General features: G+C 64.4%; 20 protein-coding genes. 7 read left to right on the top strand and 13 right to left on the bottom strand.

Annotation, left to right across the window (positions count from 1 at the left end; all coding sequences use genetic code 11):
* Positions 1-2: 2 nt before the first annotated feature.
* The gene (locus J4G43_RS19275; protein ID WP_208085957.1) at positions 3-1,265 is read right to left on the bottom strand and encodes an extracellular solute-binding protein; all 1,263 of its coding nucleotides are present in this window, start codon (positions 1,263-1,265) and stop codon (positions 3-5) included.
* A 164-nt stretch (positions 1,266-1,429) separates the two neighbouring features.
* Here J4G43_RS19275 and J4G43_RS19270 point away from each other — a divergent pair, with 164 nt between their 5' ends.
* The gene (locus tag J4G43_RS19270) at positions 1,430-2,188 is read left to right on the top strand and encodes an SDR family NAD(P)-dependent oxidoreductase (RefSeq protein WP_208085956.1); all 759 of its coding nucleotides are present in this window, start codon (positions 1,430-1,432) and stop codon (positions 2,186-2,188) included.
* Between the two features lie 163 nt (positions 2,189-2,351).
* Here J4G43_RS19270 and J4G43_RS19265 read toward each other — a convergent pair whose 3' ends face one another.
* On the bottom strand, positions 2,352-3,215 hold the full coding sequence (locus tag J4G43_RS19265; protein ID WP_208085955.1) for an alpha/beta fold hydrolase: 864 nt from the start codon (positions 3,213-3,215) through the stop codon (positions 2,352-2,354).
* A 299-nt stretch (positions 3,216-3,514) separates the two neighbouring features.
* Here J4G43_RS19265 and J4G43_RS19260 point away from each other — a divergent pair, with 299 nt between their 5' ends.
* On the top strand, positions 3,515-4,522 hold the full coding sequence (locus J4G43_RS19260) for an alpha/beta fold hydrolase (RefSeq protein WP_208089357.1): 1,008 nt from the start codon (positions 3,515-3,517) through the stop codon (positions 4,520-4,522).
* 91 nt (positions 4,523-4,613) lie between these two features.
* Here J4G43_RS19260 and J4G43_RS19255 read toward each other — a convergent pair whose 3' ends face one another.
* From J4G43_RS19255 to J4G43_RS19205, 11 genes are all read right to left on the bottom strand, one after another.
* Positions 4,614-5,657: a 5-methyltetrahydropteroyltriglutamate--homocysteine methyltransferase gene (locus J4G43_RS19255; protein ID WP_208085954.1), complete on the bottom strand. Its 1,044-nt coding sequence runs from the start codon at positions 5,655-5,657 to the stop codon at positions 4,614-4,616.
* Positions 5,658-5,693: 36 nt separating this feature from the next.
* Complete coding sequence (locus J4G43_RS19250; protein WP_208085953.1) at positions 5,694-6,548, bottom strand: fumarylacetoacetate hydrolase family protein; 855 nt, start codon at positions 6,546-6,548, stop codon at positions 5,694-5,696.
* Between the two features lie 3 nt (positions 6,549-6,551).
* Positions 6,552-7,211 (bottom strand): polysaccharide deacetylase family protein, encoded by a 660-nt coding sequence (locus J4G43_RS19245; RefSeq protein WP_208085952.1) that lies wholly within the window; start codon positions 7,209-7,211, stop codon positions 6,552-6,554.
* 9 nt (positions 7,212-7,220) lie between these two features.
* Entirely contained in the window at positions 7,221-8,018 is a 798-nt protein-coding gene (locus J4G43_RS19240; protein WP_208085951.1) for an ABC transporter permease, read from the bottom strand.
* A gap of 7 nt (positions 8,019-8,025) precedes the next feature.
* Complete coding sequence (locus J4G43_RS19235) at positions 8,026-8,832, bottom strand: ABC transporter ATP-binding protein (RefSeq protein ID WP_225004965.1); 807 nt, start codon at positions 8,830-8,832, stop codon at positions 8,026-8,028.
* On the bottom strand, positions 8,811-9,566 hold the full coding sequence (locus J4G43_RS19230) for an ABC transporter permease (RefSeq protein WP_208085950.1): 756 nt from the start codon (positions 9,564-9,566) through the stop codon (positions 8,811-8,813). Before J4G43_RS19230 ends, J4G43_RS19235 begins: the two co-directional genes overlap by 22 nt.
* 2 nt (positions 9,567-9,568) lie before the next feature.
* On the bottom strand, positions 9,569-10,528 hold the full coding sequence (locus J4G43_RS19225) for an ABC transporter substrate-binding protein (protein ID WP_135216568.1): 960 nt from the start codon (positions 10,526-10,528) through the stop codon (positions 9,569-9,571).
* Positions 10,529-10,579: 51 nt separating this feature from the next.
* A complete protein-coding gene (locus tag J4G43_RS19220; RefSeq protein WP_071915391.1) occupies positions 10,580-11,308 on the bottom strand; it encodes a GntR family transcriptional regulator in 729 nt (242 codons plus the stop codon).
* Between the two features lie 69 nt (positions 11,309-11,377).
* The gene (locus J4G43_RS19215; RefSeq protein WP_135216567.1) at positions 11,378-12,211 is read right to left on the bottom strand and encodes an N-acyl homoserine lactonase family protein; all 834 of its coding nucleotides are present in this window, start codon (positions 12,209-12,211) and stop codon (positions 11,378-11,380) included.
* A 21-nt stretch (positions 12,212-12,232) separates the two neighbouring features.
* On the bottom strand, positions 12,233-12,619 hold the full coding sequence (locus J4G43_RS19210) for a carboxymuconolactone decarboxylase family protein (protein ID WP_027575101.1): 387 nt from the start codon (positions 12,617-12,619) through the stop codon (positions 12,233-12,235).
* A gap of 28 nt (positions 12,620-12,647) precedes the next feature.
* Positions 12,648-14,024: an MmgE/PrpD family protein gene (locus tag J4G43_RS19205; protein ID WP_135216566.1), complete on the bottom strand. Its 1,377-nt coding sequence runs from the start codon at positions 14,022-14,024 to the stop codon at positions 12,648-12,650.
* 226 nt (positions 14,025-14,250) lie between these two features.
* On the opposite strand from J4G43_RS19205, the gene J4G43_RS19200 reads away from it, so the two are divergent.
* The 5 genes from J4G43_RS19200 to J4G43_RS19180 all read left to right on the top strand — a co-directional run bounded on the left by J4G43_RS19200 (position 14,251) and on the right by J4G43_RS19180 (position 20,086).
* A complete protein-coding gene (locus J4G43_RS19200; protein WP_135216565.1) occupies positions 14,251-15,144 on the top strand; it encodes an NAD(P)-dependent oxidoreductase in 894 nt (297 codons plus the stop codon).
* A gap of 30 nt (positions 15,145-15,174) precedes the next feature.
* Positions 15,175-16,569, top strand: coding sequence for an MmgE/PrpD family protein (locus J4G43_RS19195; protein WP_208085949.1), 1,395 nt, complete (start codon positions 15,175-15,177; stop codon positions 16,567-16,569).
* A gap of 112 nt (positions 16,570-16,681) precedes the next feature.
* On the top strand, positions 16,682-17,617 hold the full coding sequence (locus tag J4G43_RS19190; protein ID WP_135216563.1) for a branched-chain amino acid ABC transporter permease: 936 nt from the start codon (positions 16,682-16,684) through the stop codon (positions 17,615-17,617).
* 2 nt (positions 17,618-17,619) lie between these two features.
* Positions 17,620-19,392 (top strand): branched-chain amino acid ABC transporter ATP-binding protein/permease, encoded by a 1,773-nt coding sequence (locus J4G43_RS19185; protein ID WP_193560930.1) that lies wholly within the window; start codon positions 17,620-17,622, stop codon positions 19,390-19,392.
* Positions 19,379-20,086 carry an ABC transporter ATP-binding protein gene (locus tag J4G43_RS19180; protein WP_014496464.1) on the top strand — a complete coding sequence of 236 codons (708 nt, stop codon included), beginning with the start codon at positions 19,379-19,381 and terminating at the stop codon, positions 20,084-20,086. Before J4G43_RS19185 ends, J4G43_RS19180 begins: the two co-directional genes overlap by 14 nt.

Here is a 20,086-nt window from a genome sequence, read left to right as displayed (position 1 = left end):
CGTCAGTTGCCCTGCTTCCACGCCGCCTCGATCGCCTTGGCCGCGTCTTGCGGGCTCATGCTGCCGCCGGCGATCTCGGCGGTGACGTCGTTGACGACGCGGCCAACCGAGGGGCCGAGGCTCTGGTCATAGAAGTTCTGGTGGTAGTTCGACTTCGCCAGATTGGCCGCGATCAGCTTCATGAAGGCGTTGTTGAGACCGGCATCCGCGCCCTGCACCACCGGGATGATGAAATTGCCCGCTGCAAGCCGCGTCTGCACATCCCTGGAGACGAAGTATTTCAGGAAATCGACGGCCTCCTTCGGCGAGCCCTTGGTGATCAGCCAGCCGGTGATGCCGCCGAGCGTATCGGTTGGCGCGCCCTTGCCGCCCGCCACGACCGGGAAGTCGAACCAGCAGATCTTGTCTTCGCTCAATCCGACCTTGTCGGCGGCAAGCGCGCGCTGCAAATGATAGACCGTGCTGATGGCGAGCGTCATCGCCGCCTTGCCATCGCCGAAATAGCCGACGGCTTGCGGATTCTTGAAGCCGAGGAAGCCATTCTGGAACGGCTGGAGATCGACGAGTTGCTTGAACAGCTCGCCGGATTTCTGGAAGGTTTCGCCGGCGAAGCCGCCGTTCTCGCCGCGCAGCGCCGCATCGAACGCCGGCTTGCCGCCGACCCGCACCGCAAGATGCGTCCAATAGAAGTGCAGCGGCCATTTGTCGGCGCCACCGACCACGATCGGGGTCACGCCGGCGGCTTTCAACGTTTTCACCGCGGCAAGCAGATCGTCCCAGCTCTTGATGCCTGCAGGATCGACCTTTGCCTTGGCCATCAGCTCCTTGTTGCAGAGGAAGCCAACCTGCGACAGCGCGGTCGGAAGACCATAAACGCGGCCGTTGGCCGTGAAGGCGGCGAGCGCTGCCGGCGTGAGGCTGTCGCTGTACCCTTTCACCTGATCGGTGATGTCGTCGAGGACGCCAGCCTCGATCTGCGTCTTCAGGACGCCGCCGGCCCAGCTGTAGATGATGTTCGGCCGGTCCTTGGATTGCAGGATGGTCGGCAGCTTGGCCTTGTAGGCCTCGTTCTCGAGGAACTGCATCTCGATCTTGGTGCCGGGATGCGACGCCTCATAGGCGCGCGCAACCTCCTCCCAGATCTTCACCTGGGCCGGATTGGCTTCGATGTGCAACCACTTGACGGTCGTGTCGGCCGCGGCGGAGTTGGCCCAAAGCAGGCATGCGGCGGCGGCGAGTCCCAGCTTCCCGAGCAGTCTCGTCACATTCCTCCCAACCGGCTCTTATTCTTTGGCTGCAATCCTGCCTTCGATTTTTGAGGTACGCAACTAAAATTCTGATCTATGCACCTCACGCGGGGAATGGCTAAGGTTAGCGGGACAACTGGGCGGCGCCTCGCACCGCCCGCAACGCAATTTGAGAGGTGCCCATGGCCGCCGTTTATTCCGACCTTGCCGGCAAGGTCGTTCTCGTCACCGGTGGCGCATCGGGGATTGGGGCTGCGATCGTGCGGCGCTTCGCGCAGCAGAAATCCAATGTCGTGTTCTCCGACATCAAGGCCGACGAGGGCCAACGCCTCGCACGCGAGCTGTCGGATCAGGGTCTGGCTGCGCATTTCCAGCGCGTCGACCTGACTGACATCGCCGCGTTGCGCGCCGGCATCGCCGCGGCGCGCAAAGCGCACGGCGCGATCAATATCCTCGTCAACAATGCCGCACATGACGAACGGCACAACACCGAGGAGATGACGCCGGAATACTGGGACGACCGCATCGCGGTGAACCTGAAGCACCAGTTCTTCGCTGCCCAAGCCGTGCTGCCGGACATGAAGGCGGCGAATGCCGGCGCCATCATCAATTTCGGCTCGGTGTCGTGGATGGCCGGTCAAGGCGGCATGGCCGCGTACACGGCCAGCAAGTCGGGCGTGGTCGGTCTGACGCGCTCCCTCGCGCGCGATTACGGCCCCTACAACATCCGCGTGAACGCGATCGCGCCGGGCTGGATCATGACCGAGCGCCAGCTCGAGAAATGGATGACGCCGGCGGGCGAGATCGAACTGCAGCAGCGACAGTGCCTGAAGCGCCGGCTGGTACCGGACGAGGTCGCGAAATTCACTCTGTTCCTCGCGTCCGACGAGGCCTCCGCCTGCACCGCTCAGCACTACGTCGTGGATGGCGGCTGGGTGTGAGATGCTTTGAGGGTCGTGGGCGGGACCCGAGCTCGAACCTGGGCCCCGCTGACTAAGAGTCAGCTGGTGACTCCGTCCAGTTGTTTGCACAAGCCGAGGTCGCGAAGCCTATTGGAAAAGATGCCAATGGCACGTTCAACCATATCGCGCCGATAGCGACAGTTCAGCCGTGTTGCTGCGTGGCGTTCGGACCTGCGTTGGCGACGGCCTCGCGTATCATTCCGGCGACCAGCTTCGGCGCGGTGATCGGCGATGCATGATCGACTTTCTCGGAGCGAACCTGCGCACCCATTCGTCGTGCCAGAAATAGCTGTGTCGCCGGATTGATCATTCGATCCTCCTCGGCGACCAGGTACCACGACGGCTTTGCCTTCCATGCGGCTTTCGGAGCCTTTTCCTGGATTGCCGCGACGGCAATGGGACGCTGGATCGCAGCAAGGAGCGCAGCCTGCTCAGGTCGGGCATGCTGGCACCAGGCCGCGCCAAACCGGTCGTTCGGCATCCAGAGGAAACCATGACTGTCGGGGGTGAGTTTCGGCGCCTCCGGCGACGGCTTGTCGCGATAGAATATTTGCGCGACTGTTTCGCCTTCGTCGGGAGAGAGAGCCGAAATGAAGACCAGCGACCGCACTCTCTCCTGCGTGACCGCACCAATCACGGCGCCGGCATAGGCATGTGCGACAAGGACAACCGGCCCGTCGGGCCGCTCCAACGCTCGCTCAAGCGCCGCAACATCATCCGATAGCGATGTGAGCGGGATCGGCGCCGCCATCGTCTTCAGTCCCTCGGACTGCAGTAGCGTAATGACGTGCGCCCAGCTTGAACCGTCGGCCCAGGCGCCATGTACGAGAACGACGGTGGCGTCCGTCCCCGCCGCTTCCGATCTTCTGCTGACGTCGCGGGCGACCTTCTTGCTCGCTCGGGGATCTGCAACCGCAGGCGCGATCACGCCGAATTGTGCTGCAGCTACTGTCGTTGCCGCAGCACCAACGAAACGCCGGCGATCGTGGTTGATTTCGTCGGACATGGATCCTCCATTGCTCTGGCGGCTTGCGTTGACGCACCTCCGCTTACCCTGACCTCCCGCTATTCGGCAACGCGACCACATTGGTTACAGGCGGAGGATCATTCCAGCGATCACTTCCCGACTGCCCCCGCCTCTGCCCCATCGCGCCAGCCGGATGACCGAAATCATCAGCACGAACGGTTCAGAGACGCTAATCCTGCGAAAGCGTGCTTCCACGGAGGTGCTAACATGTCTCACCGCGTCGTCATTGAGGGGGGCGTTTGCCAGGAACGTCGCGCGAACCTCGAAGGACCTCAGGGATGACAGAAAAGACAAAGATCGAGCGCCGCACCTTCGTCCAGGTGATGACCGCTGCATCGAGCGCCGCTCTATCACTGGCGCTTCTACCGCGACGCGCGGCCGGCCAATCCCCAAACAACTCCACCTCGAACGCTTCCGATCTCTTCGAGACAAAGGAGATCAAGACCGATGACAACACCATTTTCATCAGGCGCTACGGGAGCGGATCGCCACTGCTCATGGTCCATGGATTTCCGCGAACCAGCCTGATGTGGCGTCATGTCGCGCCGCATCTCGCCGGTAATCGCATGGTCATCTGCGTCGATCTTCGTGGATATGGCCGCAGCGGCGTTCCCGCTTCCGCGGAGGATCACTATCCCTATTCAAAGCGGGCGATGGCGAACGAGCTTGTCGCCGTGATGGATAAGCTCGGCTTTTCCAAATTCGATCTGGTTGGACACGATCGGGGCGGTCGCGTTTCCTACCGTCTAGCGCTCGATCACCCGGAGAAGGTGCAGCGTCTCGCAGTGTTTGACGTGCTGCCGATCTCGGAAGCCTGGGGACACGCCGACGCAAAGTTCGCCATGACCTACTGGCCATGGAGTCTACTCTCACAGAAGGCACCGCTTCCCGAAAAATACCTGATCGGTGCGCCGGACGCGGTATTCGACAATCCCTTCGGCCAGGGCTCATTCGGCCCCGAGGTGAAAGCGGAATACATCGAAACCTACCGCGATCCGGCTCGGGTGCATGCGATCTGCGAAGAGTACCGCGCGGCCGCAACCCTGGATATCGAGCACGACAAGGCGGACCAGAAGGAAGGCCGGCGCATTAAGTGCCCTATGCTGCACCTGTGGGCTTCCGGCGGGCCACTCGATACATTCTACGAGCAGAATGGCGGCGCATTGGGAATTTGGAAGAAGTGGGCCGGCAACGTACAAGGTCGGGCCGTCAAGGGCGGTCACTTCTTTCCTGAGGAAAACCCCACCGACACAACGGAGCTTCTAGCCAAATTCCTCTCGGCTTGAACGGCAGCTGACGCCCGCGCAGATTTCGACCAGGCTGGCCACAGCCAGGCGATGGCCGGCGAACGAACGATCCTCGCCGGCCCAGCTCTATTCAGCCGATCTCCCGCCGGACCATGGCCGCCGCATCGCACATCGCCTTCAGTTTTCCGAACGCGGTTGCGCGCGGCATGTACTTCATGCCGCAATCGGGCGCCGGGACCAGGCGGTCCGGCGAGACGTATTTCAGGCCGTTGCGGATACGGGCGGCCACGGTGTAGACGCTCTCGATCGCGGGATCCGCGAGGTCGAGCACGCCGAGCATGATCTTCTTCGACGACAGGTCCTTGAGCACGCCGAGGTCGAGCTTCGGCTGCGCGGCCTCGATCGAGATCTGGTCGGCAATGGTGTCGTCGAGCTCGGCGAGGAAGGAATAGCCGGCCGGCTTGTTCGAGCCCGGCACGACCGCGGCATAGCCGAAGCAGAGATGCACGACGGTCGGCACCGTGATGCCCCTCAGCGCCCGGTTGATCGCCTTGACGGCGTAGCGCTTGGCAAGCTCCGGATTGTTGCGCACCCAGGGCTCGTCGAGCTGGATCACATCCGCGCCCGCCTTCTGCAGATCGAGCGCCTCGGCATTGACGGCCTCGGCCAGGGCCATCGCGAGTTCCTCCTCGTCCTTGTAGAACTCGTTCTTGGCCTGCTGGCTCATGGTGAACGGGCCCGGCAAAGTGATCTTCGCGGCGCGATCGGTGTTCTTGCGCAGGAACTGCATGTCGTGCAGCTCGACCGGTCCCTTCCGCTTCACGGGACCCACGACGCGCTGCACCGGGGTCTGGGTGTTGCCGGTGCGCGCCACGATCATCGCGGGATTGTCCCCGTCGATGCCGTCGAGTGCAGTGGCGAAGCGGTTGGAGTAGCTCTCGCGGCGGATTTCGCCGTCGGTCACGATGTCGATGCCGGCGCGCTCCATGTCGCGGATCGCGACGATGGTCGCATCGTCCTGCGCCTCCTCCAGATGCTCCGCCGGCAACCGCCACATGTCGTGCAGGCGCGTGCGCGGCACCACCTTCGACAGCATGGCGCGATTCACCAGCCATTCCGGCTGCGGGTAGCTGCCGACCACCGTGGTCGGCAGGATATGCGTTGGCATGGGCATGGGATTCTCCTTCTTATTGTTGTTGAGTGCAGCCGATCAGGCCGCGCGTCCCTCGTCCTCGACGGGGTTGCGCAGGATGCCGATGCCGGAGATTTCGATCTCCACGACGTCGCCGCCCTTCATCCACAGCGGTGGCGTGCGATAGGCGTCTACGCCGCCGGTCGTTCCGGTGACGATGACATCGCCGGGCGCAAGCTCGGTGAACGTCGAGCAGTAAGCAATCAAGGCCTGCACGTCGAAAACGAGATCGGAGATCGGGGCCTTCTGCACCTCGACACCGTTGAGCCGGGTGATCAGCGTCTGCTTGGTCACGTCGGTCAATTCGTCGGTCGTGACCATCCAGGGCCCGAAGCCGCCGGTGCCGGCAAAATTCTTGCCCGGCGCAAATTGCGAGGTGTGGCGCTGCCAGTCGCGGATGCTGCCGTCATTGTAGCAGGCATAGCCGGCGACATGGCTCAGCGCAGCCTCGCGCGAAATGCGGCGACCGGCCTTGCCGATGATGACGGCCATCTCGCCTTCGTAATCGAAACGCTCGGACTCCAACGGCCGGATCATCGGCTGGCCATGGCCGACCTGGCTGTTGGCGAAGCGGGTGAAGATCATCGGATGCGCCGGCGTCGGATGGCCGCTCTCGGCCAGATGCGTGGCATAGTTGACGCCGATGCAGAAGATCTTGTCGGGATCGGGCACGGTCGGCAGCAGCGCGACATCCTGCAGCGCGTAGTCGGGCTTCTCACCGGCGAGTTTCTTGATCTCGTCGAGCGATCCCTTCGCAAGCAGCGCCTTCAGCGTCGGATAGGCCTTCAGGCGCTTGCCGGCATCGATGACGCCCTTGTCGGTGACGATGCCATAGCTCGCGGTGCCGGCGATCGTGAAGCTTGCAACTTTCATCAGTCAAACACTCTCTTCGAGGGAGGAAACATAGTCGTTGATCGGAAGCACGATCTCGCCGTTGCGGATCGGAACGCATTGCGGTGGGAAGTCCTGGCGGAAGCGGGCGCCGGCCGCCTCGGCAGCGTCAAGGAAACGTTCGAGATGGTCCATCGCACCGGTCGGAAGATCGTGCAGCACCATCAGCGTCCAGGGCTGCCGGTTGCACTGGACGAGTGCGCGCTCAGTCCAGCCATCAGGGTCGTCCCAATCGCGCGGGATCGCATTCCAGAGCACGCAGCTGTGCTTGTTGCGGATGAGATAGTCCACGACGGAGGGTTTCAACAGCCGCGCATCCAGATTGCCGCCGCCACCGAACGGCCGGAACCAGCGCTGAGGATGCGCGAGATCAGAGATCGCAGACTGCGTACGCCCGATTTCGTTCTCTGCCGTCCCGCGATCCGCCTGCTCACCGAGCGGAATGCTGTGCGTAAACGTGTGATTGCCGATCCAGTGCCCCTCCCCGTGCGCACGCACCGCAAGGCCGCGCCGCGCGGGGTCTGCGAGCTTCTCGCCGATGACGAAGAAGGTGGTCTTGATGCCGTGCTCGGCGAGAATGTCGAGCACACGCGGCGTCACATCCGGATCGGGGCCGTTGTCGAATGTCAGGGTCAAATCGTACACGCAAATACCTCAGGTCGCCGGCTGCATCGCGCTCGACGCGATCTCGTCATTGGCCTGACCGGCCCGCGTACCGGTCTGCCAGATCGCCGCCTTGCGCTCGATCCACCGGATCGCGGCATTGAAGGCGATGGCAAGGAACAGCACGAGCAGCACGCCCGCGAACACGTGCGGGCTGTCGAGGATCGTGCGGTAGCGTGAGATCAGATAGCCGATGCCGGCCGACGAGATCAGCATCTCCGAGACGACGACGCCGACGATGACCAGCGCGCCGCCGACGCGCAGGCCCGACAGCACCGTCGGAATCGCCGCCGGGATGATGACGCGAACCAGCCGCTGGCTCAGCGTGGCGCCCATGCTGCGTGCCGCGAGCAGGAGCTGCGGATCGATCGTCTGGATGCCGGCGGCGGTGGCGAGCATCGTCGGCAGGAAGCCATAGATCGAGGCGAACGCGATCTTGGACTCCGAGCCGATGCCAAGCCATACCGTGAAGACGGGATAAAGGATCACGAGCGGCACTGCATACAGGCTCGACACCATCGGCATGATCAGGACGCGCGGACGCGGCAGGCTGCCGACGATGGCGCCGAGCAGGATGCCGCCGCCGCAAGCGAATGCCATGGAGACCACGACCTCATAGAGCGTCACCGCTAGCGCATGACCATATTCGGCAGCATCGGTCCATCCGGCGATCAGCGTCGACGACAGCGACGGCAGGAACAGCTCGGGAATGAGACCGGTGCGCGGCAACAGCTCCCACAGCGCGATCAGGCCGATCACGATCAGATATCGCAGCGTTTTGGCGCTCATCTCCGCCTCACGCCGATTTGCGGATGTGGCGCCAGATGCGGTCGCGCAGCGCACCAAAGGCGTCGCCGCTCAGCATCTCGTAGGTGCGGGGCCGCGGCAGCTGGACCTGGAGATGGTCGACGATGCGGCCGGGCCGCGCCGACATCACGATCACCTCGTCGGCGAGATAGACGGCCTCGGTGAGGCTGTGCGTAACGAAAACGACCGTCTTGCCGGTCGCAGCCCAGATCCGCAGCAGCTCGTCGCCCATGGTCATGCGCGTCTGCTCGTCGAGGGCGGCGAACGGCTCGTCCATCAGCAGCACTGGCGGGTCCTGCACCAGCCCGCGCGCGATCGAGACGCGCTGCTTCATGCCGCCGGACAATTCGTGGGGATGACGCCTGCCGAAGCCGTCGAGGCCGACCAGCTTGAGCGCGTCCTGCGCCTTGGCGCGGCGCTCGGCCTTGGGCACGCCCCGCAGCGCCAGCGGAAACTCGACATTGTCCTCCGCCGTCAGCCACGGGAACAAGCTCGCTTCCTGGAACACCACGCCGACCCTGTCGGGGTCGGGCTGAAGGATCGGCGCGCCGCTGATGGTGATCGTGCCGGAGGTCTGCTGGCGCAGGCCCGCCATCATCATCAAGAGGGTCGACTTGCCGCAGCCGCTCGGGCCGACCAGGACGACGAAGCGGCCGGGCTTGACCTCGAGCGAGACGCCCTCCAGCGCGACGACGTCCTGCGACCGGGTCTTGAAGACCTGACCGACGTTCTTCACCTCGATCGCGCCGGCCCGCGCGGCGGGCTTCAACGGGGTCACGTTCGCCAATGGCTGCATCGCGTTTCCACCCATCTGACAAGTTCGTTGAAGGTCATGGCGATCGCGGCGACCATCACGACGCCGGCGAGGAGCTGCTTCATCTGGAAGTTCTCGCCCCAAGTCGCGATCTGGTGACCGATGCCGTCACGCGAGGCGTACATTTCGGCCAAAATCACGCCGGTGAGGTTGAAGATCATGGAGATCCGCAAGGCCTCCAGCAGCACCGGCAGCATGCTCGGCAGATAGACCCGGAACGCAGTCTGCATCGGCGTGGCGCCGTATGAACGCGCCACTGTCAGATGCTCGACCTTGACCGATTCCACCGCCGTGGTGGTCGACATGATCACGATGAAGATCGTCGAAAAGAAACCGAATCCCACCTTCTGGGCAAAGCCGACGCCGAACACCAGGATGAACATCGGCAGGAAGATCGACTTCGGGATGCTGAAGGCAAAGAACAAAAGCGGCTTGGCCACGTCCGCAAAGTAGCGGTTCTCCGCGACCAGGAAGCCGATCACCGCACCGAACGGCACGGCCAGCGCGAACGCGGCCAGCACCTCGGTCGCGGTCACCATCAAATCCTTCTGCACCGCCGCGCGCTGCAGGAGATCGCCGAGCGTTGCAAACGTGTCGGACGCCGACGGCAGCAGGCGCGGATTGACGATGCCGGTTCGCGACAGCACCTCCCACAGCGCCAGGACCGCGATGATGATCGCGATCCGCGCAAGGTTGATGACGAACGTGCTTTGCATCGTTACGGCTTGGTCGGGACGGGCTTGAACTTGGCCGAGATCACGTCCTCGACCGGCACGATGTCCTTGAGCCCGCCGAGCTTGGCGAGGTCGAGCGAGAGCTGCACGGCCGCATTGACGTCGGCCGCGCCCATGTCGCCGCTGGTCTCGAGCTTCATGATCGTGTTGTCGTACTCAAGGCCCGCGATCTCCGGCGGCATTTCATAGAGCTCAGCGATCAGCTTGACGGTGACGTCGCGGTTGGCGCGCATGAACGCGACCGCACCATAGAGGGCGTTCACCGCCTTCTGCACCATCTGGGGCTTGGCCTCGGCGAATTTGTCGAGCACGATCCAGCCCGCAGTGAGGTTCGGCGGGACCGCGGTCGCGTAATCGAGGATGGGCTTCGCCTCGCCGGACTTCGATATCTGGAAACTCAGAGGCGAATAGACCACGGCCGCCTCGACATTTCCGGCCAGCAGGTTCGGCACCAAGCCACCGCCGCCGACGGGAACGCGCGTAAAATCGATCTTCTTGTCCTGGATGGTCCACAGCGCGAGCAGGTCGGAGCCGGAGCCGGCCGCGGTGATCGCCACCTTCTTGCCGTTGAGGTCCTTGACGTCGAGCGTCGACTTGGTCGGGACCATCAATTGCCAGCCGAAATTGCCCATCGCGGCATTGGCGACGATCCGCGACATGACACCCTTCTTGCGTCCGGCGGAGACCAGCGACGGCGGATCGAGAATGATGTCGGCCGCGCCCGCAGCCATGCCTTCGAACGTCTCCGCGCCGCTGCGGTAGATCGTCAACTCCGCCTGGATGCCTTCCTTCTCGAACAGTTTCTGCCGCACCGCCGTCTCGGCAATCGTCGTCGGCCAATAGGTTTTCGTCGGCAGGCCGACGCGGATGGTGTCGGCGGCGCTCGCAGGCCCCGCCAGAATTGCGGCGGCGATCAGCGACATCAACGCGTGATTGATCTTCATTATTGGTTTCCTCCCGGTCTCTGTTTTTTGTGTGCCGGAATTTTCCGGACGTCAGGTCGTACGGCTCACCTCCGCAATGCGAGAGGCGGCGAGCTCGACGAATTCTTTGGTGGTGCCGAAGTGCTTTGACAAGGCGCGAACTGCCGCATCCGCATCGCGCCTGATCACGGCGGCGACGATCGCCTTGTGTTCGGCTTCGACGTTGCGTGGCTTGCCACCGGCCTCTCGCCGGATCGAGAGGCGGCGATAACGCTCGCTCTGCTCGTGCAGCACGTCGCGGAAGCCGAGCAGCCATGGCGAGCCGCACGCGTTGACCAGCGCACGATGGAAGATGCGGTGACGGATCACCCACTCCTCGTAGTGCACGGTCGGATCGTCGGGATAACGATGGGGAACGGCCTTCAAATCCGCCCAGGCGGATTTCACCGATGCGAGCCAGGCCTCATCGCCCCGCTCGATCGAGCGACGGAGCGCAAGCCCCTCGATGTCGATGCGGGTCTGCGTCACGTCGGCAAGATCGGCGAGCGACACCGGGCTCACGCGAAAGCCACGCTGGTCCGACGCCTGCACGAGCCCGTCCGCGACAAGTCGCGACAGCGCCTCGCGCACGGCGGCGAGGCTCACGGAAAACTGTTTGGCGAGCCCCGCGATATGCAGCTTCTGGCCCGGAGGCAGCCGCGTCGCCAGGATGTCGGCGCGCAAACGTTCGTGCAGCGCCGACGTCAGGCTGCGCGGACCATCCCCGGGGCTTCCGGACAACTGGAACTGAAGCGGACCCATGGTCGGATGATTGCAAGGCGGCGGCCGCGGGTCAACAGAAAATCGAAAATCGATTTTTTCTAGCCTAGGTTACGCTACGCCTTGCCCAACGTCCTGGGAATGCACGGCCCTGGATGGCGCCACGTCGAGACGAACCGCTACACCCTTCAAATCCGGGCCTGGCGCCGGGTAGAGCTTCATGACGAGCGGATCATGGCCGGGAACGATATGGTCCGCGTCCGGCGCCGCGGCTCGCAGCTTGTCAAAGCCCACCAGCATGTCACCGACATGAAATGCTGTCGTGAACGGACGCTCGCTCATCATGTTCTCGTAGAAATGACTGACGTCGGAGGCGAGCACGACCGGGCCGCGGCGCGTGTTGACGCGGACGAACTGAAGACCGGCTGAATGTCCGCCGGCCGCGTGGACCGTCAGTCCGGGCGCGATCTCGGCGTCGCCGTCGTAGAACAGCACCCGGCGCGCATAGCTCAGCCGCACGATCCCGCAGACGTCCTCGACCTCGAAGGAATGCGACAGCCTCGGATACTGCATATAGCGCCCGGTGGCGTATGCGAGCTCGCGCTCCTGAAGATGAAACCGCGCATTCGGAAACCGGTCGAAATTGCCGGCGTGGTCGTAGTGCAGATGCGTGAGGATCACATCCTTGACGTCGGCCACGTCGATATCGAACGCGGCAAGCGTCTCCACCGGGCAGCGCAGGAATGTTCGCCTGCGCTGCTTTGCGATTTCGGCGTTGAACCCGGTGTCGATGACGAAGGTACGCCCCTCTCCCTTCGCCAGCCACATGAAATAGTCCATCGGCATCGGTCCGTCATGCGGGTCGCCGCCGATGAAGTGCTCGCTCCGCTGGGCATCCCGCGTTGCATAGCGGATGGCGAAGAGCTCGTATTCCGGGTCAGCCATGGGGCTTCCAATCAAGCGGACTCAGGACCCCGCGTCGACCTCGTTGAAGGCCTCGCGCGCGTTGCGGAAGGCGTCGATGCCGGCGGGCACGCCGCAATAGACCGCGACCTGGAGCAGGATCTCCTTGATCTCCTCCTTGGTCAGCCCGTTCTTCAGGGCGCCCTTGACGTGCAGCTTCAGTTCGTGCGGGCGGTTCAGTGCGCCCAGCATCGCCAGATTGACGATCGAGCGCGTGCGGCGGTCGACGCCGGGCCGCGTCCACAGCGCGCCCCAGCAGAATTCGGTCGACCACTCCGCCATCGTGCGCGTGAACTCGTCGGCACCGGCGATCGACTTGTTGACGTAGTCCTCGCCCAGCACCTCTTTACGAACCTTGAGGCCCTTTTCGAACAGTTCGGTCTTGCTCATGATCGTCCCTTTCCGGTCTTGAGAGATTCTAGTTGGAAATTGTTTGGCGCGACGCCGATGGCGGCCGCAGTGATTGCAGCAGCGCGCCGACGTCATCCGCCGCGTCGAGCCGCCAGACTGCGTCGATGACGCGGTCCGCGTCCCAGTCACTTCGATCGGTCCGCACGCCTTCGCGCAGCTTGGCCTCGAGATCGCCGTCTGTAAGCGGCGCAGCCCGGCTGCCGCGCGGCGAAGTCACGGTCTCTGTGAGAATTTCACCAGACGACAGGCGCAAGGTGACGCGCGCAGCGCCGTCGGGCATCTGAGCATCAAGCTCCGCCCTCACCTTCTGCCGCAGCCGCACGATATCGGGCCGGACCACGGTCTCCTGCGCGAACTCGGCCACACCGGCCGCGCCGAGCAACAGTCCGCAAGCCACGCAATGATGGATGCTGACGCGCGCATCGCGCTCGTTGTTCACGGGGCGATCACCGCGCGCGAGCAGCAGTGCCGAGCCCTGCACTGTCACCGACTCGATCCGGTCAACGCGTCGTCCAATTCGTTCGCGCAACAGCAGGCAGGCGTCGATGACCGAATGGAACACGATGCCGGCGGGATAGGGCTTGTAGGTGCTCTTCGCGATCTCCCAGGTCTTTCCGAGGCCATCGAGCATGCGGGCGAGATCCGGCTCATCCCCCATGGTACGCGCCCAGCCGAGCGGACCTTCGATGGCGTGGGGCGCAGCCTCATAGCCCTGCTGCGCAAGCAGCGCGGCGAACAACCCGTTACGTGCGGCATTGCCGACGCTGACATTCTTGGCGGCGCTTGGCAGATTCTCGACATTGCCGGCCGACTGGCTCGCCGCAAGTCCGATCGCGTTCGCAATCCCTTCCGCGGGCAGGCCCAACAGCTTCGCGCACGCCGCCGCAGCGCCAAAAATCCCGCAGGTCGAGGTGATGTGCCAGCCGCGGGCATAATGACGCGGCGAGACTGCATTGCCGATGCGGCACTCCACATCCACGCCAAGGATAAACGCGGTCAGCACCGCGCGCCCCGTCAGCTTGCGCGTCTCTGCCAGCGCCAATATCGGCGCGGCGACCGGCGCGGCCGGATGGATGATCGTTTCAGGATGCGTGTCGTCGAAGTCGAGCAGATTCGCCGAGATGGCATTGAGAAACGACGCGCACAGCGCGTCCATGGACTGCGAATGGCCGATGATTGTCGATGTCGCGGCGCCGCTGAACGGCGACAGCGTGCGCATCGCGGCCGTGACCACCGGATCGCGTGCGGAGCCGAGCGCGGTCGCAAAGAAATTGAGGATCGATCGCTTCGCCTCAGGGCTCTGCGCCTCCACGTCCGCCCACGACGAGGACGCGACGAAATCGGCGAGCGTCTTGCTCACACTCGGAATTGAAGCTTGCGGCACGCGGGGCGTCTTCCTCGTTTTCCCGGACCATATGACGATCCGCGGCAAACTGTCGACCCCAAATGTTATGCTTGACAGCTTGTCTGACAATCATAACAATCCGGCCCGTTGGCGCGGGATCCCGCTGCCACGACGACGGCGGCCGAGAAGGCCGGCCGGCGAAAGCGTTTGACCAACGAGATCAAGAAGGCGCGCCCGTCACGGGTCGCGCGACAGGGAGTAGACGATGGCGGGAGAGATTCTCGGCGTAATCGGCACGGGCCGCATGGGCGGCCCCATGGCGGGGCGATTGATCGACGCGGGCTATTCGCTCGTGATCTATGACACGCAAGCTGATGCAACCCAGCCGCTGGTCAAGCGCGGCGCGCAGCTCGGCAAATCGCCGGCCGACGTCGCCTCGCGCGCCGATATCGTGCTCGCCAGCCTGCCGACGCCCGACATCGTCAAGGCCGTCACGCTCGGACAAGACGGTATCAGCAGCGGCAACCGCGCCAAGATCGTCATCGATCTCTCGACCTCGGGTCCCGGCGCCGCGAAGATCGTTGCCGAAGGCCTGAAGGCCAAAGGCATGACGCTGGTCGATGCGCCCGTGAGCGGCGGCATCAAGGGCGCCGTCAACGGCACGCTGGCCGTGATGGTGTCCTGCCCGCAGGCGACCTACGAGACCGTGCAGCCGATCCTGAAGAATTTCGGCAAGCTGTTCTACACCGGTGACAAGCCCGGCGTGGCACAGACGGCCAAGCTCGCCAACAACCTGATGGCGGCCGCGGCGCTGGTCATCACGTCCGAAGCCGTCGCGATGGGCGTCAAGGGCGGCGTCAACGCAAAAGTGCTGATCGACATCATCAACGCCAGCAGCGGCCGCAACAGCGCGTCCGAAGACAAGTTCCCCCGCGCGGTGCTGCCCGGCACGTTCGATTTCGGCTTCGCCACCGGCCTTTCCTACAAGGACGTCCGGCTCTGCGTCGACGAGGCCGAGGCCATGGGCGTGCCGATGGTCTGCGGCGCGGTGGTGCGGCAGATGCTCGCGATCACCAACGCCAAGTATGGCGCGTCGTCCGACTTCACCTCGATCGCCAAGGTGCTCGAGGAGTGGGCCGGGGTCGAGATGCGCGGCTGATCACGCAAGCCTTCAGGGAGAGCGATTGCGATGACGATCGGCCCGACCGGATCAGGCAAGGTCTCGCTCGCGCGCCAGATGGCGCGGAGCGTGCTTGCGCTTGATCTTGGAGATTTCGGGCCGGAGGTCGTCGCGAAGGCAAAGCTCTGCCTGCTCGACTTCTTGTCCTGCGCCTTCGAGGCGGGCCAGCATCCCTGGAGCCGTCAGGCGGTTGCGATCGCACAAGCCGGCGGCACTGCAACGATCATCGGGACGTCACAACTCTCCTCGTCGGCCGATGCCGCCTTTGCCAACGCCGTGATGGGGCATGGTCTCGTCCGCGAAGACATGCACGCGGCCAGCATCGCGCACCACGGCGTCGTGATCTGGCCGACGCTGCTCGCGCTGTCGGAGCAGACGCCGCTGCACGGAGCCAGGCTGCTCGCTGCCGCCATCATCGGCTATGAGACCGGCGCGCGGATCGGCCGCGCGCTCCTGACCTCCGACCTCGCACGCCTCTATCGCCCGACTGGGCTGGTCGCACCTCCGGGCGCGGCGCTGGCGGGAAGTTTCGCGCTTGGCCTCTCCGAGGACGCCGCAACCAGCGCCGTCGCGATCGCGGCCAATACGTCCAGCGGGCTGAACGAGTGGCCGCATGCCGGCGGCTCCGACATGTATTTTCATCCCGGCTTTGCCTCCAGCAACGCCATCAAGGCGATCGGTCTTGCCGCGGCCGGCGCATTCGGCTCGGAAACCATACTGGAGGGCGAAGCCGGCCTGTTCGCCGCCTATCGCCGCCAGGCCGCGCCCGACAGCATCACGCTCTTCCCCGATGGCGAGAGCGAGATCATGGCCGTCTACAACAAGCCGGTCCCGGCCTGCAATTTCGCGCAGACCGCGGCCCAAGCAGCGCTTCGCGTCTCGCACGAGCTCGCCAGCACTGAGGAGATCGACCGCGTCATCATTCGCGCACCCGATGCCGCCGTTCGCTATCCCGGCTGCGACTCCATGGGGCCCTATCGCAACGCGCTTCAGGCCAAGATGAGCATTCCCTTCAGCGTTGCTGCGACGCTGACGCGGGGCGAGATCGAGGAAGAGAACTATTCCGAACTCGATGATGCCGACATCATTCGCCTGGTCGCGGTCACCGATCTCGGGGCAGATCCAGGCTTCACCGCCGCCTTCCCCGGCAAGCAGGGCGCAGAGGTGACCGTGCATCTGCGCAGCGGCCGGACGATCCGGCACGCTTTGCCCGACGTCATCGCCGCAACGCCTTCAGATATTCGTGCGCGCTTCCGCGCCGCCGCAACCAGAGTCCTTGGCGACGATCGCGCGCACCGGCTCGAGCAACTCATCGACGGCTGCGAGCAGCTCGGCAATGCCGGCGACATCGCAGCGCGGTGTCGTCTGGATGCGCCGGAACGAGTTTTACGATCGGCATCATAAGAAATGCCAAACAATACGGGGGAAACATGGTCGACCGGGAGACCAGCCTAGCAGTGCCGACGGCGCACAATCGCCAGCAAGCCGGCGCTCGCGCCGCGCGGAGGCGGGGCTGATGGAAGGCTTCTTTCAAGCGCTCGCTGCGGGCCTTTTGATCGGCGCCGTCTACGGCCTGATGTGTGTCGGGCTCGGCCTGATCTTCGGCGTCATGCGCGTCATCAACTTCGCCCATGGCGATTTCATGATGCTCGGCATGTATGCCGCCTTCTATCTCTTCACCGCCGCCGGCATCCAGGCGCTGTTCGGCAACACGGTGGGGCCGTTCGTGGCCATCCTGCTGGCCGGCCCCGTGCTCGCCGTGTTCGGCTATTTCGTCCATCTGGCCCTGATCTCGCGCGTCTCGGGTACACGCACCGCCTCGCTGGAAGGCGAAGGGCATTACGCCCAGCTCATCCTGACGCTCGGCATCGCGCTGATCCTGCAGAATGGCGGCCTGATCGTTTTCGGATCGGTGCTGGCCTCGATCCGTACGCCGCTGTCGAGCTCGGCCTGGGAGCTCGTTCCCTTCTTCGACATCAGCATCTTCCTCAACAAGGCGCGCAGCATCGACGCGATCGTTTCGCTCGCGATCATGATTCTGCTCTCGCTGCTGATCACGCGGACCCGGATCGGCAAGTCGCTGCGCGCCGCCGCCGACAATCCGACCGCCGCGACCTATATGGGCATCGACGTCGACCGCGCGCACCGCACGGCCTTCGCGCTCGGCTGCGGCATCACCGCGATTGCCGGCGGCCTGCTCGCGACCAACTATCCGTTCCACCCCTTCGTCGGCCTCGAATACGTGATCGTCATGTATGCCGGCGTCGTGCTCGGCGGCATGGGCAGCATCATCGGTGCCTTCTGGGGCGGCATGACGATCGGGCTCGTGCAGCAGATGTCCACGCTGATCCTGCCGACGCAATTGCAGAACGCCGCGATCTTCGCCGTCTTCCTCCTCATCATCTTCTTCCGTCCGCAAGGTTTCTTCGGGCGCATGGTCGAGAGGACGTGACCATGCTCCGGATGCGTTCACTGCTGCCTCCCCTGCTCTTCACGCTCGCTTACGCCGGGATCTCACTCGGCGTCACCAACTCCTACTACCAGCTCATCCTGACGCTGGTGCCGGTGTGGGCAGTGTTCGGCCTGTCCTGGAATCTGCTCAGCGGCTACACCGGGCTGATCTCGTTCGGCCACGCCGCTTTCTTTGGGATCGGCGCCTATGCGACCGCGCTCGGGCAGATCTATTTCGATATCTCCCCCTGGCTGCTGATCCCGGTCGCCGCCATGCTCGGCGGCATCGCCGGGCTGCTGATCGGATTCCCGACCTTCCGCCTCCAGGGCCACTACTTCGCGCTCGCGATGCTCGCCTACCCGCTCGCTATTCTCTACGTGTTCGAGTGGCTCGGCTTCCAGGAGGTGACGCTTCCGATCAAGCGCGACGCGCCGATCGCCTATATGCAGTTCTCCGATCCCCACATCTACACGCTGCTGGGGCTTGCGATCATGCTTGCCACCATCGTGCTGACGCAGGTGATCGAGCGATCCCGCTTCGGCATGGCGCTGCTGGCGATCAAGCAGAACGAGGCTGCGGCAGAAGCCGCAGGCATCAACACGCTGGCCTGGAAGCTGCGCGCGATCACGCTGAGCGGCGCGATCGCCGCCGCCATCGGCGGGTTCTATGTGCAGGTGCTGCTGGTCGTGACCCCGCAATCGGTGTTCGGCATGCTGGTGTCGGCGCAGGCGCTCACGGTCGCGATGTTCGGCGGCGTCGGCACGGTCTGGGGGCCGGTCATCGGCTCCGTCATCCTGATCCCACTCGCCGAGATCCTGCACGCAGAGGCCGGTGCACGTATCCCCGGCATTCAGGGCGTCATCTTCGGCCTTGCTATCGTCTGCGTCATCCTGCTCGCGCCGGAAGGCCTGTTCTGGAAACTGCGCGATCTCCTGCGCAAGCGAAATGCATCCAGGGCCACGGCTAGCGTCACTCCGGAAACGGCCGTCGCCAACGTCACGGCGCTGAAGCCCGCCGCGCGGCAGCGTGCGGCTACCGGCGAAGTGATGCTCGAGGTTCGCAACCTCTCGCGCTCCTTCGGCGGACTCAAAGCCGTTCAGGACGTCAGCTTCAAGCTGCACAAGAACGAGATCCTCGGCATCATCGGCCCGAACGGGGCCGGCAAGACCACGCTGTTCAACCTCCTCAACGGCTTCCTGAAACCGAGCGAGGGCGAGGTGCTGATCGACGGCCGCAACATGTCCGGCCAACGGCCGCACGTGATCTGCGAGGCCGGCATCGGGCGAACCTTCCAGGTCATGCGCCCATTCCTGCGCATGTCGATCCTCGACAATGTCGTGGTGGGGGCCTATGTGCGCGCCGGCTCCGACGCGGAGGCCCGCAAGCTTGCCGCCGACGCGGTCGCCCGCGTCGGGCTCTCCGCCGTGGCTAACCGTGTCGCCGGCGAACTCTCGACCAAGGAGCTGCGGCTGATGGAGCTCGCCCGCGCAATCGCCGGCCAGCCCCGCATCCTGCTGCTCGACGAGACGCTTGCGGGCCTCGGCCACGGCGAGGCGGACGAGGTCGTCGCCGTGATCCAGCAACTCGCACGCGACGGCACGACCATCGCCATCATCGAGCACACCATGCAGGCGATGGTCCGCCTGGTCGACAGATTCCTCGTGCTCGACCACGGCGCCGTCATCACCGAGGGCCTGCCGGAAGTGGTGACGCGCGACAACCGGGTGATCGAGGCCTATCTCGGCAAGAAGTGGGTGGGCCATGCTGCGAATTGAGGGACTGAGCGCGGGCTATTCGGCCAAGCCCGTCCTGAACGACGTGTCGATCAATGTCGGCGCCGGCCAGTTCGTTGCGATCGTCGGGCCTAACGGCGCCGGCAAGACCACCCTGTTCAAGACGATCTCCGGCATCGTGAAGCCGAGCGGCGGGGCAATTACGTTCGACGGCGTCGACCTTCTTGCCGTGCCGCCGCCGCAGCGCGCCCATCTCGGCATCGCCCACGTCCCCGAGGGCCGCCAGGTGTTCCCGTCGCTGACGGTGATGGAGAACCTCGAAATGGGCGCGATGACCGAAAGCGGCCGGCGCGACTGGCAGGCCAATATCGAGCGCATCTTCGAATGGCTGCCGGTGCTGAAGGAACGCCGCAATCAGTTCGCGGGTACGATGTCCGGCGGCCAGCAGCAGATGCTCGCGATCGGCCGCGGCCTCGCCTCCTCGCCGAAGCTGTTGATGCTGGACGAGCCCTCGATGGGTCTCGCGCCGTCGACAGCGGACTTCATCTTCGAGCGGCTGATCGATATCCGGCGTCAGTCCGGGCTGACCATGCTGCTGGTCGAGCAGCGCGTCGCGGAAGCGCTGGAGTCAGCCGACCACGGCTATGTCCTCGAAGCCGGACACGTCGTGCTCGAAGGCAACAACGACACGCTGCGCGCCGATGATCGCGTGCGCAAAGCCTATCTCGGCATGTGA

The sequence above is a fragment of the Bradyrhizobium barranii subsp. barranii genome (assembly GCF_017565645.3).
In the GTDB taxonomy this organism is placed as follows: Bacteria; Pseudomonadota; Alphaproteobacteria; order Rhizobiales; family Xanthobacteraceae; genus Bradyrhizobium; species Bradyrhizobium barranii.
Note: the sequence above shows the minus strand (reverse complement) of the source record. Positions and strands in the feature narration are given on the sequence as shown.

Excerpts from the sequence above, each read along its gene's own strand:
- J4G43_RS19270 (WP_208085956.1), top strand. The coding sequence starts at position 1,430 with ATGGCCGCCGTTTATTCCGACCTTGCCGGCAAGGTCGTTCTCGTCACC.
- J4G43_RS19265 (WP_208085955.1), bottom strand. The coding sequence starts at position 3,215 with ATGTCCGACGAAATCAACCACGATCGCCGGCGTTTCGTTGGTGCTGCG.
- J4G43_RS19260 (WP_208089357.1), top strand. The coding sequence starts at position 3,515 with ATGACAGAAAAGACAAAGATCGAGCGCCGCACCTTCGTCCAGGTGATG.
- J4G43_RS19255 (WP_208085954.1), bottom strand. The coding sequence starts at position 5,657 with ATGCCCATGCCAACGCATATCCTGCCGACCACGGTGGTCGGCAGCTAC.
- J4G43_RS19250 (WP_208085953.1), bottom strand. The coding sequence starts at position 6,548 with ATGAAAGTTGCAAGCTTCACGATCGCCGGCACCGCGAGCTATGGCATC.
- J4G43_RS19240 (WP_208085951.1), bottom strand. The coding sequence starts at position 8,018 with ATGAGCGCCAAAACGCTGCGATATCTGATCGTGATCGGCCTGATCGCG.
- J4G43_RS19235 (WP_225004965.1), bottom strand. The coding sequence starts at position 8,832 with ATGCAGCCATTGGCGAACGTGACCCCGTTGAAGCCCGCCGCGCGGGCC.
- J4G43_RS19230 (WP_208085950.1), bottom strand. The coding sequence starts at position 9,566 with ATGCAAAGCACGTTCGTCATCAACCTTGCGCGGATCGCGATCATCATC.
- J4G43_RS19225 (WP_135216568.1), bottom strand. The coding sequence starts at position 10,528 with ATGAAGATCAATCACGCGTTGATGTCGCTGATCGCCGCCGCAATTCTG.
- J4G43_RS19220 (WP_071915391.1), bottom strand. The coding sequence starts at position 11,308 with ATGGGTCCGCTTCAGTTCCAGTTGTCCGGAAGCCCCGGGGATGGTCCG.
- J4G43_RS19215 (WP_135216567.1), bottom strand. The coding sequence starts at position 12,211 with ATGGCTGACCCGGAATACGAGCTCTTCGCCATCCGCTATGCAACGCGG.
- J4G43_RS19210 (WP_027575101.1), bottom strand. The coding sequence starts at position 12,619 with ATGAGCAAGACCGAACTGTTCGAAAAGGGCCTCAAGGTTCGTAAAGAG.
- J4G43_RS19200 (WP_135216565.1), top strand. The coding sequence starts at position 14,251 with ATGGCGGGAGAGATTCTCGGCGTAATCGGCACGGGCCGCATGGGCGGC.
- J4G43_RS19195 (WP_208085949.1), top strand. The coding sequence starts at position 15,175 with ATGACGATCGGCCCGACCGGATCAGGCAAGGTCTCGCTCGCGCGCCAG.
- J4G43_RS19190 (WP_135216563.1), top strand. The coding sequence starts at position 16,682 with ATGGAAGGCTTCTTTCAAGCGCTCGCTGCGGGCCTTTTGATCGGCGCC.
- J4G43_RS19185 (WP_193560930.1), top strand. The coding sequence starts at position 17,620 with ATGCTCCGGATGCGTTCACTGCTGCCTCCCCTGCTCTTCACGCTCGCT.
- J4G43_RS19180 (WP_014496464.1), top strand. The coding sequence starts at position 19,379 with ATGCTGCGAATTGAGGGACTGAGCGCGGGCTATTCGGCCAAGCCCGTC.